Annotated in this window: 17 protein-coding genes and 2 pseudogenes; 6 read left to right on the plus strand and 13 right to left on the minus strand. The window is 61.5% G+C overall.

Annotated features, from left to right (window positions below; genetic code table 11):
- Positions 1-220: 220 nt before the first annotated feature.
- The 4 genes from AAE027_RS07710 to AAE027_RS07725 form a co-directional block, all read right to left on the minus strand.
- Positions 221-1,549: an MFS transporter gene (locus AAE027_RS07710; protein WP_370986087.1), complete on the minus strand. Its 1,329-nt coding sequence runs from the start codon at positions 1,547-1,549 to the stop codon at positions 221-223.
- 130 nt (positions 1,550-1,679) lie between these two features.
- A complete protein-coding gene (locus tag AAE027_RS07715) occupies positions 1,680-2,105 on the minus strand; it encodes a ribbon-helix-helix domain-containing protein (RefSeq protein WP_370986088.1) in 426 nt (141 codons plus the stop codon).
- Positions 2,106-2,111: 6 nt separating this feature from the next.
- Positions 2,112-4,100, minus strand: a complete 1,989-nt coding sequence (locus AAE027_RS07720; RefSeq protein WP_370986089.1) for a conjugal transfer protein TraG — start codon at positions 4,098-4,100, stop codon at positions 2,112-2,114.
- 36 nt (positions 4,101-4,136) lie between these two features.
- The gene (locus AAE027_RS07725) at positions 4,137-5,900 is read right to left on the minus strand and encodes a relaxase/mobilization nuclease domain-containing protein (protein ID WP_370986090.1); all 1,764 of its coding nucleotides are present in this window, start codon (positions 5,898-5,900) and stop codon (positions 4,137-4,139) included.
- A gap of 261 nt (positions 5,901-6,161) precedes the next feature.
- Between AAE027_RS07725 and tnpA the strand changes: the two genes are divergently transcribed.
- From tnpA to AAE027_RS07750, 5 genes and pseudogenes are all read left to right on the plus strand, one after another.
- A complete protein-coding gene (tnpA, locus tag AAE027_RS07730; RefSeq protein ID WP_370986091.1) occupies positions 6,162-6,407 on the plus strand; it encodes an IS66 family insertion sequence element accessory protein TnpA in 246 nt (81 codons plus the stop codon).
- A 326-nt stretch (positions 6,408-6,733) separates the two neighbouring features.
- Positions 6,734-6,778, plus strand: a pseudogene (locus AAE027_RS07735) (hypothetical protein); the annotation flags it as partial.
- Between the two features lie 76 nt (positions 6,779-6,854).
- A complete protein-coding gene (locus tag AAE027_RS07740; RefSeq protein WP_370986525.1) occupies positions 6,855-7,034 on the plus strand; it encodes a hypothetical protein in 180 nt (59 codons plus the stop codon).
- A gap of 8 nt (positions 7,035-7,042) precedes the next feature.
- Positions 7,043-7,462: pseudogene (locus AAE027_RS07745) on the plus strand (IS66 family transposase); the annotation flags it as partial.
- Positions 7,463-7,571: 109 nt separating this feature from the next.
- The gene (locus AAE027_RS07750) at positions 7,572-7,796 is read left to right on the plus strand and encodes a hypothetical protein (RefSeq protein ID WP_130212408.1); all 225 of its coding nucleotides are present in this window, start codon (positions 7,572-7,574) and stop codon (positions 7,794-7,796) included.
- A gap of 163 nt (positions 7,797-7,959) precedes the next feature.
- Here the strand turns inward: AAE027_RS07750 and AAE027_RS07755 are convergent, their stop codons facing one another.
- The 6 genes from AAE027_RS07755 to AAE027_RS07780 form a co-directional block, all read right to left on the minus strand.
- Positions 7,960-8,856 (minus strand): lytic transglycosylase domain-containing protein, encoded by an 897-nt coding sequence (locus tag AAE027_RS07755; protein WP_370986092.1) that lies wholly within the window; start codon positions 8,854-8,856, stop codon positions 7,960-7,962.
- Positions 8,856-9,368, minus strand: a complete 513-nt coding sequence (locus AAE027_RS07760) for a S26 family signal peptidase (RefSeq protein ID WP_370986093.1) — start codon at positions 9,366-9,368, stop codon at positions 8,856-8,858. Before AAE027_RS07760 ends, AAE027_RS07755 begins: the two co-directional genes overlap by 1 nt.
- Positions 9,365-9,829 (minus strand): DUF2840 domain-containing protein, encoded by a 465-nt coding sequence (locus AAE027_RS07765; protein ID WP_130212409.1) that lies wholly within the window; start codon positions 9,827-9,829, stop codon positions 9,365-9,367. Before AAE027_RS07765 ends, AAE027_RS07760 begins: the two co-directional genes overlap by 4 nt.
- A gap of 289 nt (positions 9,830-10,118) precedes the next feature.
- Positions 10,119-11,000: a replication initiator protein A gene (locus AAE027_RS07770; protein WP_370986094.1), complete on the minus strand. Its 882-nt coding sequence runs from the start codon at positions 10,998-11,000 to the stop codon at positions 10,119-10,121.
- A gap of 22 nt (positions 11,001-11,022) precedes the next feature.
- Positions 11,023-11,304 carry a helix-turn-helix transcriptional regulator gene (locus AAE027_RS07775; protein ID WP_007594540.1) on the minus strand — a complete coding sequence of 94 codons (282 nt, stop codon included), beginning with the start codon at positions 11,302-11,304 and terminating at the stop codon, positions 11,023-11,025.
- 58 nt (positions 11,305-11,362) lie between these two features.
- Entirely contained in the window at positions 11,363-11,722 is a 360-nt protein-coding gene (locus AAE027_RS07780) for a DUF2285 domain-containing protein (RefSeq protein WP_370986501.1), read from the minus strand.
- Between the two features lie 175 nt (positions 11,723-11,897).
- Between AAE027_RS07780 and AAE027_RS07785 the strand changes: the two genes are divergently transcribed.
- The gene (locus tag AAE027_RS07785) at positions 11,898-12,143 is read left to right on the plus strand and encodes a helix-turn-helix domain-containing protein (protein WP_245283191.1); all 246 of its coding nucleotides are present in this window, start codon (positions 11,898-11,900) and stop codon (positions 12,141-12,143) included.
- A 199-nt stretch (positions 12,144-12,342) separates the two neighbouring features.
- Here AAE027_RS07785 and AAE027_RS07790 read toward each other — a convergent pair whose 3' ends face one another.
- From AAE027_RS07790 to AAE027_RS07800, 3 genes are all read right to left on the minus strand, one after another.
- The gene (locus tag AAE027_RS07790; RefSeq protein ID WP_370986095.1) at positions 12,343-12,663 is read right to left on the minus strand and encodes a DUF736 domain-containing protein; all 321 of its coding nucleotides are present in this window, start codon (positions 12,661-12,663) and stop codon (positions 12,343-12,345) included.
- A 606-nt stretch (positions 12,664-13,269) separates the two neighbouring features.
- Positions 13,270-13,809 (minus strand): hypothetical protein, encoded by a 540-nt coding sequence (locus AAE027_RS07795; RefSeq protein WP_370986096.1) that lies wholly within the window; start codon positions 13,807-13,809, stop codon positions 13,270-13,272.
- Positions 13,810-13,845: 36 nt separating this feature from the next.
- Entirely contained in the window at positions 13,846-14,769 is a 924-nt protein-coding gene (locus AAE027_RS07800) for a DUF2493 domain-containing protein (RefSeq protein ID WP_370986097.1), read from the minus strand.
- Positions 14,770-15,011: the final 242 nt, after the last annotated feature.

The following is a 15,011-nucleotide window of genomic DNA, read 5'->3' on the forward strand; positions in this document are numbered from 1 at the left end:
GCGAACTCGCTTCCGATTGAATGGAATGGATTGCCACCGTTCGTCCCCACCGAATGAGGACGTCGAAAGAGCGCCCTCAGATGGGGACAATTAGAAAAGGCACCAATGGACTCGGCGCAACAAGCGCTTTCGGTGATCGTAGACTGGCGTAGAAAAAGAAGGACTGAGAATTGATGTTTGAGGCCTACTCAATCGTGTCAGTTCGCGAGAAGTGGCCTGCTCACCAATCCGCATCGTCGTCCGCGGGCAGGAGGATGTCCGAATCCTCATACAACCCCACTGACTCGACAGCATAGGAAGTATCAGCCGGTTTGAAGACGAGGATTGAACTCATCCATGAAACGAAGTATCGACGCCAAGGCAGCGCGAACCAGACCAACGCCGCGATCTGCAGTGCTACATTGAGACCGAACGCCACTTGATAGGCTTGGATGGACCTATGGCTATCATTTGCAGGCCATTGCTCCAAGATCAGGCCTGTCGCGTATTGTGCCAGAAATGCCCAACCAAAGTGCAAGACGTTCAAAGCGCCGTTGGCACGACCAGCAAGCTCCGGCGGAAAGTAATCCGCTATCACCGCGAAGCTGACCACGGTTGCCGTTCCGACGATTGCGACAACGGACCAGGGCAAGATGGACGGGAGAGGCGCTCGCAGGATCAAGGCTGACTCGGCTGCGATGAACAGCACTGCAACCATCGCTAATATCACCTCCGCACCGATTCCTCTGCGTTTGATGTGATGGACGGCCATACCGAACAACCAGGCACCGCCGCTCAGTACGACAGACATCATAAAAAGCTGTCTGACGAGACTTGCGCGATCAAACCCTTCTACTTCTATCAACCACGGCGACGCCCACAAGCCTTGCAGAGACCAAGATGATCCAATGCAAGTCGCCGATAACGGGGCCATTCGCCAGAACCGTCGATCGCTGAAAACTGAGCTCAGGCTGGTGGACGCTGTTGACAGGGCGATGCCTCGCTCAGGCACGACGACATAGATGAGAATGGCCGTCGCACCGGTAGCGGCCGCCAGGACCTCAAAGAGCTGCCGCCAGCCCATCCAGGCGAGCAGGTGCTCGACGGGAGCCGTGGCGGTCACCGCTCCTAGCGATCCCAGCATGATCATGTAGCCGTTCAGCAAGGCAACTCGTTCCCTGGGGAACCAAAGGACGATGGACTTCAGCCCTGCTGTGAGCGCCGCTGCCACGCCGAGCCCGATCATTGCACGGGCGATCAAAAGTGACAGGAAGTCGGTCGATACCGCAAACAGACCAGCGCCCACTGCTGCGAGCAAGAGCAAAACACTTTGGACGCGCCGCGGGCCAAAGCGGTCCAGCAGTACTCCGATTGGGATCTGAGCCGCCGCGAAAACCAGGAAATAGACCGAGGTAAGCAATCCGAGGTCGGCAGTCCCAAGCCCGGTATCCGAGCTGAGATGACTGGCGATCAAAGCGTTGATCGTCCGAAACAGGTACGAAAGATAGTATCCGGCAGCAAACGGGAGAAAAACGCGCGCGATTCGACGCCATGCTGTTGAGATTTGCATGCTGGCCCCTTTGCTCTCAGTCGCTCGAGCCGATAGCGCGTCCAGCTTTTGTCAGTTCGGCTAAATCGCTGCGGTCGTAGGCTGGCGTAGAAAAAGAAGGGCCGGCGGAAGGGCCTCCTACATGGTTCAATCAGGTCTCATCGGCCGGTTCCTGACGGCGGATATCTTCTGGAATCTCGCGCAGAAAGCTTTGCCCCTTTTGCAAACGGCGCCCGAGCGCCTCGACGAATCCTTCAAAGCGCTCCCGCCCCTTTGCCTGCGCGGCCGCCTGTGCGTCGTTGGGTAGTGGCGGCGTGATCGTCAACCAGAAGCGAATGAAGAGGGCCAAGGTCTCCGCCGTCAAACCAACGTCACGCTCCAGCCTCTGCATCTGACGGGAAAGCCGATCCAGGCGACGGGTAAACGCAGCTTCTCGCCTGTCCGCTCCGTCGGGTGAAAGAAAGGAGGCGACAGCTGCTTCCACGATCGCAGACCGGGAAAGCTTCTTGCGATCGGCAAGCTCCGAGATCTGTTTCAGAAGCTCTGGCGGGAAATAGACGTTCATTCGGTCGCGCATATTGCCTCAGAGCTCCATACCGTCATTCGGGTCCATGGCGACTTGACGCGCGACACCGCGCATCTGCTGACGCATAAGTCGAGACTTGCGGACCGAATCTTCGTCGTCGTCAAGCACGGCGGCAAATTCCTCGGCCGGCGTCGGTTCGGTCGTCTCCTTAGCGATCGCGACGTGATCGGGGAGTTCGGGCTCACGACGGAGCCCGCTGTTCGCCGTGTCTTCCTCGGCCTCCGCGGCTTTGTCAGTGGGACTTCCCGTCGGCATCGGTGTTCCGAGCGCTGACCATCCGTCCGTTCGCGATGACGGGCCGGCGCTCACCGGATCGGGCGGCGGCAAAACCCGCTCGGTGAACCGCCGATCCTCGTAGTAGCGGACCTTCTTCGCCCGGATCGGCGGCGTGCCCGCCACCATGACGATCTCGTCCATCGGCGGAAGCTGCATGACCTCGCCCGGGGTCAAGAGCGGCCTGGCCGTCTCCTGCCGCGAGACCATGAGGTGACCCAGCCAAGGGTTCAACCTGTGCCCGGCGTAGTTCTTCATCGCCCGCATCTCGGTCGCCGTGCCCAGCGCGTCGGACACCCGCTTGGCGGTCCGCTCGTCGTTGGTCGCGAAGCTGACGCGGACGTGACAATTGTCGAGAATGGCGTTGTTCGGCCCGTAGGCCTTCTCGATTTGATTGAGCGACTGCGCGATCAAAAAACTCTTGATGCCGTACCCCGCCATGAAAGCGAGCGCAGACTCGAAGAAATCAAGCCGCCCGAGTGCGGGGAACTCGTCGAGCATCATCAGAAGGCGATGCCGACGGTCGCGGGCGTGCAGATCTTCGGTCAGGCGACGACCAATCTGGTTCAGCACCAGACGGATCAGCGGCTTGGTCCGAGAAATATCCGACGGTGGCACCACGAGGTAAAGCGTCGTCGGGCGGCTATCTGCGATCAGATCGGCAATCCGCCAGTCGCAGCGACAGGTCACCTGGGCCACCACCGGATCGCGGTAGAGCCCAAGGAACGACATCGCGGTGGACAGGACGCCGGACCGTTCATTCTCGGATTTGTTGAGGAGTTCGCGCGCGGTCGAGGCGACCACGGGATGAGCACCCTGCTCGCCAAGGTGCCGTGTGGTCATCATCGCCTTCAGCGTCGCCTCGATCGGCCGCTTCGGATCGGATAGGAAAGCTGCGACGCCGGCCAAGGTCTTGTCGGCCTCGGCATAGAGAACATGGAGTATGGCGCCGACCAGGAGCGAATGACTGGTCTTCTCCCAATGGTTCCGCTTGTCGAGCGAGCCTTCGGGGTCGACCAGAACGTCGGCCACATTCTGAACGTCGCGGATCTCCCATTCCCCGCGCCGGACTTCGAGGAGCGGATTGTAGGCTGAGGACTTCGGGTTGGTGGGGTCGAACAATAGGACGCGGCCATGCCGCGAGCGAAACTCAGCGGTCAGTTGCCAGTTCTCGCCTTTGATGTCGTGAACGATGGCCGAGCCGGGCCAAGCCAGCAATGAGGGGACGACAAGACCGACGCCTTTGCCGGAGCGGGTTGGTGCAAAACACAATACGTGCTCCGGTCCGTCATGGCGGAGGTAGTCGCGGTCGAGCTTGCCCAGCACCACACCGTCCGGACCGAGTAGGCCAGCCGCCCTCACCTCCTCCCGATCAGCCCAGCGCGCCGAACCATAGGTCTCGACATTCTTGGCTTCACGCGCGCGCCAAACCGACATGCCGATGGCCACCGCGATCGAAACGACGGTCCCCGACGCCGCGATGAAGGCGCCTTCGACAAAGACGTGGGGTGCATAGGCGTCGTAGACGAACCACCACCAGAAGAAGACGGGCGGGTAATAAACCTTGAAGCCCGACAGTTCGAACCAGGGGCGCCCAAGCTCCGGTTGCCAGGCGAGCCGCCAGGCCGTCCACTCGGTTGCGCCCCAGATGGCCAGCAAAACGATCAGACCGACAACGATCACCTGTCCCCAGAGGATTTTGGTTCCGGACATCCCGAACGCCCTTCCGCAACAGAATTGGAGAGATTGCTAGAGGCCGAGGTCGCGCTTGCGACCAAAGTCCCATTCAATGCCACCGCCATCCTTCACGACGCCGGTGACGTGTTGGCCGAGCCTCTTTTCGAGTTCGCGCGACCAGGGCACGAGCTGGAAGCCGAGCCCATTATCGATCATGGCGAAGCGTCCCGAGGTGAGTGTCAATCGCTGGCGATACGTGCCCGCCAGATGCTCCCCGGAGTCAGGCTTCACGTAAGGCAGGTCGGTGTCGGCCGAGACTCTTGCGGCCACCTCGTCCAGTTCACGTCGGCGCAATGTGTTCAGGAGGTCGCGCTGCAAGGTGATGCGTTGGCCCTGCCTCCGCGCCAGGCCTTCCTGGATCAGATGCTCGGCACGGGCTTCCATGGCGTCGCGGGTCTCGCGGCCGAATCCGCTCATGGCGAGCGGCATGGGGTCGCGTTCGACCAGCCGATGGTCGAGCCAGGTCGCCCCTCTCGCAGTGGTCTGCTCACGGAGATCGAGATCGGAACGGGTGGCGAGCACCACAGTGGGATGAGGATCGCCGGCTTGACCGAAGCGTCGCACTTCGACGATGCCGCCGAGCGGTGGCGCCTGTTCAAAAGCCTCGACCCCTCGGAAGCGCACGTGATGCGCGCGTCCATCTGTTCCGTCGATCAGGGCGTAGGCCTCACCAGTCAGTTCGTCATGCAATCCACGGTCGACCAGTCGTCCGATAATCTGGGACGTCGGTTGTCCACCTTCGATGACGAAGTCGGCAACGCCGCGCGTGTCCCCACGCTCGGTAAAGGCGCGGTGCATGGTCTTGATGATGTCACCGCGCATGCCGAGATCGCGCAAGCTACGCTCGGCCTCGAGCCCGACCATCCATTCCCCGGCTGCGGCGGATGCGGCAAGGCCCATCTTCTCCAGGTGTTGAAGGCGACCGACCATCAGGCGCCGGATCTCGGGATCAGACTTGCCGGGATTCTCTGGACGAAGATCGATATAGCCGGTCTCATCTGTCGCCAGCCGGATCTCCCGATCGAGCCGCGTCCATCGTTCTGCCGTAACTTCCCTCTCCAGCGAATTGCGAATCTCGTGCTCCGGTTTTGGACCCAGTTCGATGGCGACCAGTTCCTCGGCGCGTGAGCGCAGGCCCTGGCTGATGTAGTCGCGGGAGATCACGAGATCCGTCCCCTCCTCGTCTACTCCCCGAAGGAGAAGATGGACATGAGGGTTGTCGGTGTTCCAATGATCGACAGCCACCCAATCGAGCCGCGTACCGAGATCGGTCTCCATCTGCCGGGCGAGATCGCGGGTGAAGGCCTTGAGGTCAGTCATCTCGCCGGCGTCCTCGGGTGAGACGATGAACCTGAAATGATGCCGGTCGTCCTTGCACCTTTCTGCGAAAACCGCACTGTCGGCGCGGTCGCTGCTGGCATCGAACATCTCGGCCCGCTCACCACTCCGGGTCACGCCGTCGCGCTTCAGATATGAGAGGTGAGCGGTTAGTGGTGCTGAACGAAAGGCACGTCCTTTGTGCCGAACCACACGCGCCTTCACCACAACGCGCCGCGCCGGGCTGAATAATCTGGCGCGGCTAAAGGCAAAGCGCCCACGCCCGAACGTCGAGCGCCCATAGGCCGCCGAACGCCTGCCAGTCGGAGTCTGCCCCGACGTGTGTCCCGCTTCATTCGCCGCCCGCAGCACCTGGTTGATGAAGCTCTTGGGCTTCGGCGCGCGAGTACTGCGGATGCGCCCAGGCCGAATACGCAGGTCGCTGTCGCCTGCCGTCATGGCAGAGCCCCCCAGAGATCAAAAGCGCTCACGGTGCCGAAAACGCCTTTGATTGTGTTCGTCAAAATGCGCGGCGCGGCACGCGCCCCGACCGACCGGCACGCCCGAACCCAAGCCATGTCAATGGCTTGCGGTTCGACCGGCGAGCCCCTTTTATCTCGCCGTCGTGCTGTCGTGCCGTAAGCGTCCGAATCCTGCACGACTTTCCGAGAGCGCGCTGTCGTTCCATATCGGGTTCCTTGCTGCATTGGAGGATCTCCGGTGGGTACGGAATATTTCAAGAACGAAGCGCGTCGTTCTTTTTGGTCGGTACACGTTGAAGCATGGCGGCGAAGCGGTCTCAGCAAGCGCAAATATTGTCGTCAGCATCGTCTAAATGGCGGCACATTCGATCGTTGGCTGCGGCATCTGATCGATGCTGAAACGCTGAAAATACGTGCGGAATTGCGTCGCGAGGAACGTCGGGAGCGGCTCCGCAAGAAGCGGAGTCCGGTGTCCAAGGACTAGCGCTGCAGAGCCGTCCAAGCGTTCCGAGCGATGCATGTTGAAGCGATGGGATGGTGCGGTCTGAGCATGCAGACTTATGCCCGGGCTCACGGCATATCGCAGCACAGCCTGAGGCGGTGGCGCGATCTGATCGACTCGAATGAGGTGGAAATCGACTGGCGGGCGCATCTTCATCCGAGTGCCCGCCCACCAATAAGCACTAGTGCTAGCAGCGCTGCTAAGCAGTCCGTCACCGGAACGCACTTGACAGATGCGCCAATCGCGGATCCGCCGAGCGATGGACGCGCCAACCGCCGTCGCTTCAGTGACGAGGAAAGCTCACGATCGTGCGCGAGTCCCATCTCCCTGGCGCCACCGCCGCCGAGATTTGCCGGCGCCACGGCATCGTCAGCAGCATGTTGTTCCGCTGGCGGGTCCAGTTCGGGTTCAACAAGAGTGCGGACGAAGTTGGCGGCTGTGAAGGTCGCCGGAGCGCAATCCGAAACGCTCGTCCTGAACGATCTGTTGCAGCCGCCCGACGGCATGACGGTTATCGAATTGGACGTTGGGCGTCGCGTCTTCGCACCGATCGACAGCGATCCGGATGCAGTCCGTCGCCGCGTTATTGAGCGGGAGAGCGCCCGATGATGGCCACGCGGCGCGCACTCGCCAAGCCGATCGTTGACAGCCTTCGCCTTTGGCTCGAGGTGCAGCTCCCGCAGCTGCCCGGCCGCGGCAGTCTCGCCGAAGCGATCCGGTATGCGCTGTCGCGCTGGGATGGATTGACCCGCTTCCTCCATGACGGCCGCATCGAGCTCGACACGAACCCTGTCGAGCGGGCGATCCGACCTGTGGCGCTCGGCCGCAAGAACCATCTCTTTGGCGGTAGCGACAGCGGCGGAGAACGATGGGCAATCCTCTGTTTGCTGATCGAGACGTGCAAGTTCAACGACGTTGAGCCTTACGCATACCTGCGCGACGTGCTGCAGCGTATGGGCGACGGACATCCCATCAACCGCCTCGGCGAACTTCTGACGTGGAACTGGAGCTCCGCGGGACCCGCCGCCAACGTCTGAGCAAGGCCAGACTCGCGCTAAACGACGAGACCGCGGGTAATTGCAATTGTCGTCCTTTGTAACGATATTACATGACGTTCCAAAATTGCGATGTGATGGGGTTATAGAGGTGACGCAGTCTTCCCGAGACGGGGCGGATGCCAAGCTGCTCTCCGAGGCGATTGCGGCGCTTCGTGAGTTGGTCTTACGCGCACAAGACGCCACAGACGAGTCGTTTGACGACGGCCATTCGGTTGATACTTGGAAGAGCAAGGAATTCCGTGCTGCGATTGAGCGTGCCGAAGCAGTGATCGCGAAGGCGGAAGCTGCCATAGCCAAGTCCAGCACGGAGTAGGGGTTATCTGAGTCGGTGCATTGCCGCCGGAGGCCGTTAGGCACGTCAAGGCCCGACGTCATGTGCAGCCCCCGGACGCATACTGCCATGCCTCCCCACTGCGCGCGCCTTTCCGCCCAGTCTTCTCCAGGCCGCGCTAATGCATGCGAGCTTGCGCATTCGCTCATCGCGAGCCTCCCGCGTCAGATCTCAGGACGAACAATCCTGTTGTCTGTGGCGCAATGGCCGAAATGTCGTGGACGGAGGCGGCCGTTGGAGCTCGGTTCGTTAGTCGCCCAGGCTGCAGCCGGGCCGCGGCCGTTGAACTTTCAGACCGCACAACGAAGAGCGCTCGTCCCGATGGCCACAGACTTGCAACTGCACCGGAACCTACAATATCGCCACCGATGATCGGCACTAGCCTCTGCAGATAGATCTGGGTTTCAGCGGGCAATGGACGGCCGGCGAGATGCTCTTCGTAGCGAGTAGGTCCTGCGTTGTAGGCCGCGAGGAAGCCCAGTGAACCGTACCGGTCGTGCAGCTCGCGAAGGTACGCTGTCCCAGCAAGAATATTGTCATGGGGATCGTAGGCATCGTCGCCAAGGTCGTACCGCAGACGTAGCTCTGCCCATGTCTTTGGCATTATCTGCATCAGCCCCATGGCACCTTTCGGTGACCTGGCACGCACGTCTTGGGCGCTTTCGACGTCCAGGACTGCGCGTATCCAGCGCACCGGCACGCCGAAGCGACGCGAGGCTCGCTCGACAAACTCCGCAAACGGATCGGCAGCTCGATGACTCGCTGAAGGCTCCGCGGGTCGCGTCTCGGCGGCAGCGGCGGCGTTACTCACGGTCAGCGCAATGAACAACAATACGACAGCGCGCAGGCTCCCCCCGAACAAACTCATGCGTGCCGCCGTGCTCGCGCCCGTCCAGGGTAAAGCCGCTTCGCGCTGGCCATTCGGCCGCCCTGGACCGCTGCTGCGCGCAACGGCCGCGCAAGCGTTGGTCGGGACGGAGGAATGGTGCAGCACTCGGCCGAACGGAGGAATGGCTGCTCGGAAACTCAATACGGGCACCATCAATCCTCCCAGGTCCACACCGGCCGCGCTCGGCCAATGACAGCCGATGCCGGCAAGAGCCCGAAATAGCGGCCATCCAGCGAGCTGGTGGACTGCCAATTCATGACAAAGAGTTCGCCGTTACCGACGACGCGGCAGCCCTGCCAGTTCGGCAGGGGACGACCACGGCCGTCGCGATCTCGGGCTTCACCCATTTCGATGGCATCAACCGAAATGGCGAGCCCGCTTCGGCAAACGGTCTGCCCGGGAAGTGCCAGCACGCGTTTGAGCATCGGCAATCCGGCAGGCAGATAGCCGTTCAGGTCGAGGAAGATCGCGAGCGGCTCCGGTGGCTGCACCGCGAGGAGTTCCGTAACGAATAGTTTGTCCGCCGGCTGCACACGATAGAGCCCGATCGGTACGCTCTCGGATGCATTCCAGATGTAGGCCGGCGTAATCTCCAGAACGATTGGTGCGAAAAGTGCGACGGCACCGCACAGCATCGTGGTCAACGTGTTGAGCCGCGGTGTCATCGCATCACCCTCTGCCGGTGAAGCCATGCCTGGTGGCGGGCTTTCGTGTAGGTGCGCGGGTTTTCGTTGACGGACAGGCGGTTGTGAACGTGATGCCAATGATCAGGCGCGACATCAGCCGGATCGATGCCCAGCGCCTCGATGGAGTCGGTCATCTGCAGCACCCGTTCTACTTTTGGCCAACCTGAGAGTCGCAACAAAATCGCTCCGCCGGGCTTCACATACGGCACGGTCGAGCAGCGCTGTCCCGCCGCGACCGCGCGCAATATGTCGATCCGCGAAATGATCGTGCCAAAGTCATTGGAGGTCCAACGGACGAACGCAAAGATGCTGCCGGGTGCAAATGACAGGACACGCCGGTGACGATCAATCTTCCGTTCTTCGACAACGCGACCAAACCGAATGCGATTTTCGATGCGCTTCTCGAGCCACAACACTTCCACTTCGGTGAGATCGCTCATGCCGCCGCTCCGTGAAGCTGGAACCGGAAGCCGTGAGCTTTGGGGTTGGCGGAGATCGTGTGCGACTTCTGAAAGCTAACAGGACTGACGGCCCGCCATTGCCAGTCGCCTCGAATGCGGCTTGTGGTCTCGTCCGTTAGAAGAAATCCGAAGGATTTCTGGTTAGTAAAGTTAGAGCGGCCGGAAAGCGCGGAGAAACAAGCTCTTAGGCTTGATTCTGGTCCCCGATAGCACGAGGATCGGGTCCCCGATAGCACGAGGGTTGCGGTCCCCGATAGCACGAGTTGATTCACAGGTTGTCCTCCGAATTTGGGATGAAACCGCGCCGGCGCAGGCGTGCCGTTAAGGGATCGACAGGCCTAGGCGCGAAGTTGAGCCGCTCGGCACCGTTCCGGTCGCGTGCGAGCACGAGCTGATAGCCGGGCAATGTCTGACGTTGGACGATTTGACGTACGTCGTAAGCAAAGTGCTTAAGCGGCGAGAGGATGCCGGACTTGGCATGGAGATGCACAAGATCAAAACTCCAGCCGCCGTCCTGCCGACCGCCGTGCTTGCGCACAAGGCGATAAAGCCAGCGCTCAAGCCCGCCCGTCAGCTCGAAATAGGCGCGGTCGATCGTCAGCACGAGCGCGTCATCGATGACGCCCGCATAGAACCAATCAGGGAGGATCAATTCGAGCCCGAATGGGCGGCCATTTGCATCGGCCGTTTCCTTCCACTCGTTGATCCAGGAGAACCGATGCCGCCGCCGTTCTGTTGGCTGGCGGATCGACGTCAGCACGGTCGTTGACTGCAGTCTGTCGAGACCCGCCTTCAGCCGGTCATAGTCACGCGCGCTGGTGCCACGGCCGACGAACGTCAAAATCTCGTAAGGCGTTGCAGCCATCAGGCGCGACGTCTTCAGGCCGGCGTCACGGGCTTCGACGATCTGGGAAGCGGCCCAGATCAGAACGTCTGCATCCCAGATGGTCGCCATGCCGTGTTTGGGCACAGCCTCGACCCGAATTGCGATCGCACCGGCACGGAAATCGATCGGCACGATCCGTTTGGTCTTTGCCAGCGAGAAGAACGGATAAGCCATCAGATCCTGCGCGTCGCGGGGCGCGAGATCGCCGGGCAGCGCCCGAAAGAGCTCAAGCTGATCCAGCTCGGAATGGTGTTTGCGCCGCATGGTCACTGCCTTCACGCGGCGATCAGCGGCGTTCCTGGCCCGCATACGGGCGCAGCACCGGATGCTTCTTGGCCGGCAGCACGGTCCCCTTCCCCGGGTCCGACGTCGACGTCTTGGCGCCGAGGTCGGCCCACGCTTTCAGGTCATCTACGGCGTAGACGACACGTCCGCCAATCTTTCGATACGTCGGTCCGGTGCCGTATGTGCGGTGCTTCTCTAGCGTGCGACCGGAGAGGCCAAGATAGCGCGCGGCCTCCGGGGTACGCAGGAAGCGCGGGGGTAGACCGGCCATCGGATCGGGCATTTGAGAACTCCAGGAGGACAGCGCACCACGCATGGCGGCGCCGGCGTGTGTGCGGTCATCATGGAGAAGCAAGTTCTCGGAGGGGGATGCCGAATTTGGAGGGGGTGGTTTTCGATACCCCTGAGCGGAAGGGCCATTCGTCCCTGAGTCCAGGCCGCAGAAATTTGCGGTAACCACCGCGCATCAACGCGAGGCCGCTTTGCACCAGGCGGATCGTTCGATTACGCAGATCATGGGTCTTCCAGGCGCGATCGGGGACGCGCTTCTTGCCGAACAGCGCTTCAGCGATAACGCGATAGCTAGCGCCCGCGCTGTGCGCGTCGAGCGCACGGATCGCAGCACTCAAGCGCTCGCGCCGCTGTTTTGATAGTTGATGAAAGGCAGGACGTGGCGAGCGTCCATTGATCGAGCGCCACAGGTGCCGGGCTGCCTAGGCCCGCACTTCTAAATCGCCGTCAAACGGCAGTTCGACCGCATATGACGCGTCGAGTACCGGCGCGTCTTTGGACCAAATGCGGTGGTCCTCAGGTCGAAATACATACTATAGGAGATAAACCTCATAGTATGTAAAGACGCAATTTGCGCCGATGGACATGCGCAAGTTGCTTGGTCGGAATTTCGCAAGACTACGGAAGCAGAAGCGCTTCACGCAGGAGAAATTCGCCGAAGTGTCCGGATTTACCCAACAGTATATCAGTGACTTAGAGCGTGGCCGTCGCAATCCAACTGTCGTCACTCTATTTGAGCTCGCCAGCACGTTGGGCGTTAGTCATGTCGATCTAGTCCTCCCAGATGAAGAGGCACGAGACGAACGGCCAAAACCTGGCAAGCGGCGGTGATTGAGCTGCAAATCGCACGCTATGCCCCTCCGGGCCGGCCCCTGGGGCGTTTGCGACGCGGACGAATGCAGTGTTGCGGCTGAAAACGCGACAAGCGAGCTAGGTAAGAGCTGCACGGCTCGATGCGCGATGCACGGACTGAGGGCGGGCTTTAGGAAGCCCCGCCCGATCTGTTCGGGCGGGGCTTGATTGAGCGAGCTTACTCGCCGTTCTTGCGCGGCCGCGACCACAAGAGCGTGTAGCCTTCGCCGCCTTCGTCGTCGAAGAGGTTCGCGTAGATCGGCGCGTTGAACGAAGGGTCGTCGAGCTTGAGCGAGAGGTAGTCGCGCCCCTCTTCGGAACGCTTCGACCACGCTGCGCCGATCTCGGCCCGGCCCACGTAGATGCGGTAGCTGGGCGCGTTCTCGTTCGAGCGGTTGGTTTCGGCGACGATGCGGACGCCCTTAGCTTGCAGGCTCAGGGTGACGATCTCGCCCTGGAAATCGTTGCCGACCTTCTTGAAAGAACCGATGTTAGCCATGTCACTTCTCCTGTTGTATTTCGAGCCCGCGACCACCGCGGCCTCGATGGCGATGGACAGGCCGAGGACGATCGGCGACGCACCCGCTCGCGGGCCGAAGCGCAGCGGAGGACGCCGTTGTTGCGACTTTCTTGCCTCGCGAGGAATGGGCGTAAGCCCAGGGGAAGAAAGTCGCATCAACGGCGTTGCGGCTCAGACGATCGAGGCGAAGCCGGTCTTCGGCCAGATCAAGCCATCAAAGAGGCCACGTGCGTCCGCGTGCTGAACCGCGATCTCGGGAGAAGACTTGCCGAATCTCGGTTGAACTGCACAAGAGGTTGAAACGTTTCGGAGGAGAAATAGAAACAATCTGCCGCAAAAGGCGGTATCGTCCCCGATAGAACGATCGAGGGGCTGCGCGCCGCACCACCGCATCTACGTGGGCCGGACTCAATTGGACCGACTTGGTCGAAGCGCACCGAAGAGGGGCGCGACTACCTCTCGCTCTAATCACGCTGACCCCGCGTTCAACGCGCCGATCTACGTGAACCTGTTTGAAGGTGAGGAAGGCGAGGAAGGATCATCCCTCGTGCGTGGCGACCGTGAGAACGGATTGAGACGATTGCTTCACCAGCCCGGCCGGCTGAACAGGCGCGTCTCGGCAAAAACGGTCAAGCGCGTCAACGCCGTGCCGCCAATGCAAACCGCGCCCAGGCAAGCGAAGGCCTCACGCCAAACCAGCGACGGCATCCCGATCTGCGATAGCGCGAACACCACATGATAGCCGGCGACGGCGGCGGGAACAGCGAATGATGTCGCGATCGCGATGCGCAAGGCCGGGGACCGTGTAACAGCAACGGCAACCTGGCCGAGGACGAGCGTCAGCGCACCGCCGGCCGTTGCGATAAGCAGCGCGCCAATGAGGCCGGCGCCGCTCTGAAACGCCGTCATCCCGATACTCAGTGCGACGAAAAACGGCAGGGCATACACAGCGAGTGAGAAGATCGCCCAGCAGAACAGGCCAATGCCAAGTGTGTTGAGAACAAGCCCAAGGGGGAGCATGGTGGTGGCTCCGTGTGCATAGATGTACCAGTCGCGCCTTCCACCACCACCGCGGCGCAGGCCTGGATATGAGACTGGAAGGAGGCGGAGTTGCGGCGTAGGCAATTCCGCCTCGAAGGCGTGGGATCGAGAAGACGGTGTTCACGCGCCGCGGAACCTCCAGACGGGGATGCCGAGCCGCTTCGCCTTGTCGGCGAGGTTGTCCTGGATGCCGGTGCCCGGGAAGTGCATGACGCCGATCGGCAGGAGTTCGAGCATGGCATCGTTGCGCTTGAACGGTGCTGCCTTGGCATGTTTCGTCCAGTCGGGCTTGAAAGCGATCTGCGGCACCTTGCGGGTGACCGCCCATTTGGAGGCGATCAGTTCGGCACCTTTCGGTGAGCCGCCATGGAGCAGTACCATGTCGAGATGCTTGGCGTGAATCTTGTCAAGACGATCCCAGATGAGGTGGTGGTCGTTGAAGTCGAGCCCTCCGGTGAGCGCGATCTTCGGCCCTGACGGCAGCATGACCTCCGTCTCGGCTCGGCGCTTGGCCGCGATGAAGTCGCGGGAGTCGATCATCGCTGCGGTCAGCGTGCGGTGGTTCACCAGCGATCCCGATCGGGGGCGCCAGAATGAGCCGGTGTGTGTCTCAAACCGCTCGATGGCCTGGTCACGGAAGAGTTCCAGGCAATTGCGGCGCTCGATCAACGTGATGCCTTCGGCCGTGACACGCTCGAGTTCGACCGATCGCACTTCGGAGCCATTCTGTTCGCGTTGGCTTTTCTGCTGCGTCCGTTCGTTATCGTCCAGTTGGCGTTGAATGCGATCGACGGCTCGATGAAACAGGTTGACGGTCGACCAAAGCAGATCGTCAAGGTCCGGCTCGAGGCGTGTGTCGCTCAACGTCGCGACCAGGGCGTCGAAGATATCGGCAACGGCCCCGGCGACGATTTTGCCTTCAGGGAGCGGTCGTGGATCGGGCTGGTCGTCGAATGGGCGGTAGCCGAAGAGCTGCAGTTCGGTGAGGACGTTGTCAGTTGGAGAAGAGGTGTGCGGTGGTTCGATGTCGTCGTGATCGGTCATGGCGGAGAGTCCTTTGCCGGATCGGCCGCGCCCATCGCGGCCTTCGTGGCGATCACTCAGACGGCGGGCGGAGCGGGCCAGAACCCGGAGCGGCGCGGAGGGCCGAAGCGGCAGCGGAGGATGGCGGAGGCCGGCTATTTTGCTTCGCGATGCAAAGCGCGCCGCCCAGATAGATAACGTGTCTTCCGATTGCCGGCGCGCGGCGGAAAATAGCCGGTCGCAGCCATTGCCGGCCCGAGCCG

Source organism: Bradyrhizobium sp. DN3, assembly GCF_041357655.1.
Classification (GTDB): domain Bacteria; phylum Pseudomonadota; class Alphaproteobacteria; order Rhizobiales; family Xanthobacteraceae; genus Bradyrhizobium.

Excerpts from the sequence above, each read along its gene's own strand:
- AAE027_RS07710 (WP_370986087.1), bottom strand. The coding sequence starts at position 1,549 with ATGCAAATCTCAACAGCATGGCGTCGAATCGCGCGCGTTTTTCTCCCG.
- AAE027_RS07715 (WP_370986088.1), bottom strand. The coding sequence starts at position 2,105 with ATGCGCGACCGAATGAACGTCTATTTCCCGCCAGAGCTTCTGAAACAG.
- AAE027_RS07720 (WP_370986089.1), bottom strand. The coding sequence starts at position 4,100 with ATGTCCGGAACCAAAATCCTCTGGGGACAGGTGATCGTTGTCGGTCTG.
- AAE027_RS07725 (WP_370986090.1), bottom strand. The coding sequence starts at position 5,900 with ATGACGGCAGGCGACAGCGACCTGCGTATTCGGCCTGGGCGCATCCGC.
- AAE027_RS07755 (WP_370986092.1), bottom strand. The coding sequence starts at position 8,856 with ATGGTGCCCGTATTGAGTTTCCGAGCAGCCATTCCTCCGTTCGGCCGA.
- AAE027_RS07760 (WP_370986093.1), bottom strand. The coding sequence starts at position 9,368 with ATGACACCGCGGCTCAACACGTTGACCACGATGCTGTGCGGTGCCGTC.
- AAE027_RS07765 (WP_130212409.1), bottom strand. The coding sequence starts at position 9,829 with ATGAGCGATCTCACCGAAGTGGAAGTGTTGTGGCTCGAGAAGCGCATC.
- AAE027_RS07770 (WP_370986094.1), bottom strand. The coding sequence starts at position 11,000 with ATGCGGCGCAAACACCATTCCGAGCTGGATCAGCTTGAGCTCTTTCGG.
- AAE027_RS07775 (WP_007594540.1), bottom strand. The coding sequence starts at position 11,304 with ATGCCCGATCCGATGGCCGGTCTACCCCCGCGCTTCCTGCGTACCCCG.
- AAE027_RS07785 (WP_245283191.1), top strand. The coding sequence starts at position 11,898 with ATGCGCAAGTTGCTTGGTCGGAATTTCGCAAGACTACGGAAGCAGAAG.
- AAE027_RS07790 (WP_370986095.1), bottom strand. The coding sequence starts at position 12,663 with ATGGCTAACATCGGTTCTTTCAAGAAGGTCGGCAACGATTTCCAGGGC.
- AAE027_RS07800 (WP_370986097.1), bottom strand. The coding sequence starts at position 14,769 with ATGACCGATCACGACGACATCGAACCACCGCACACCTCTTCTCCAACT.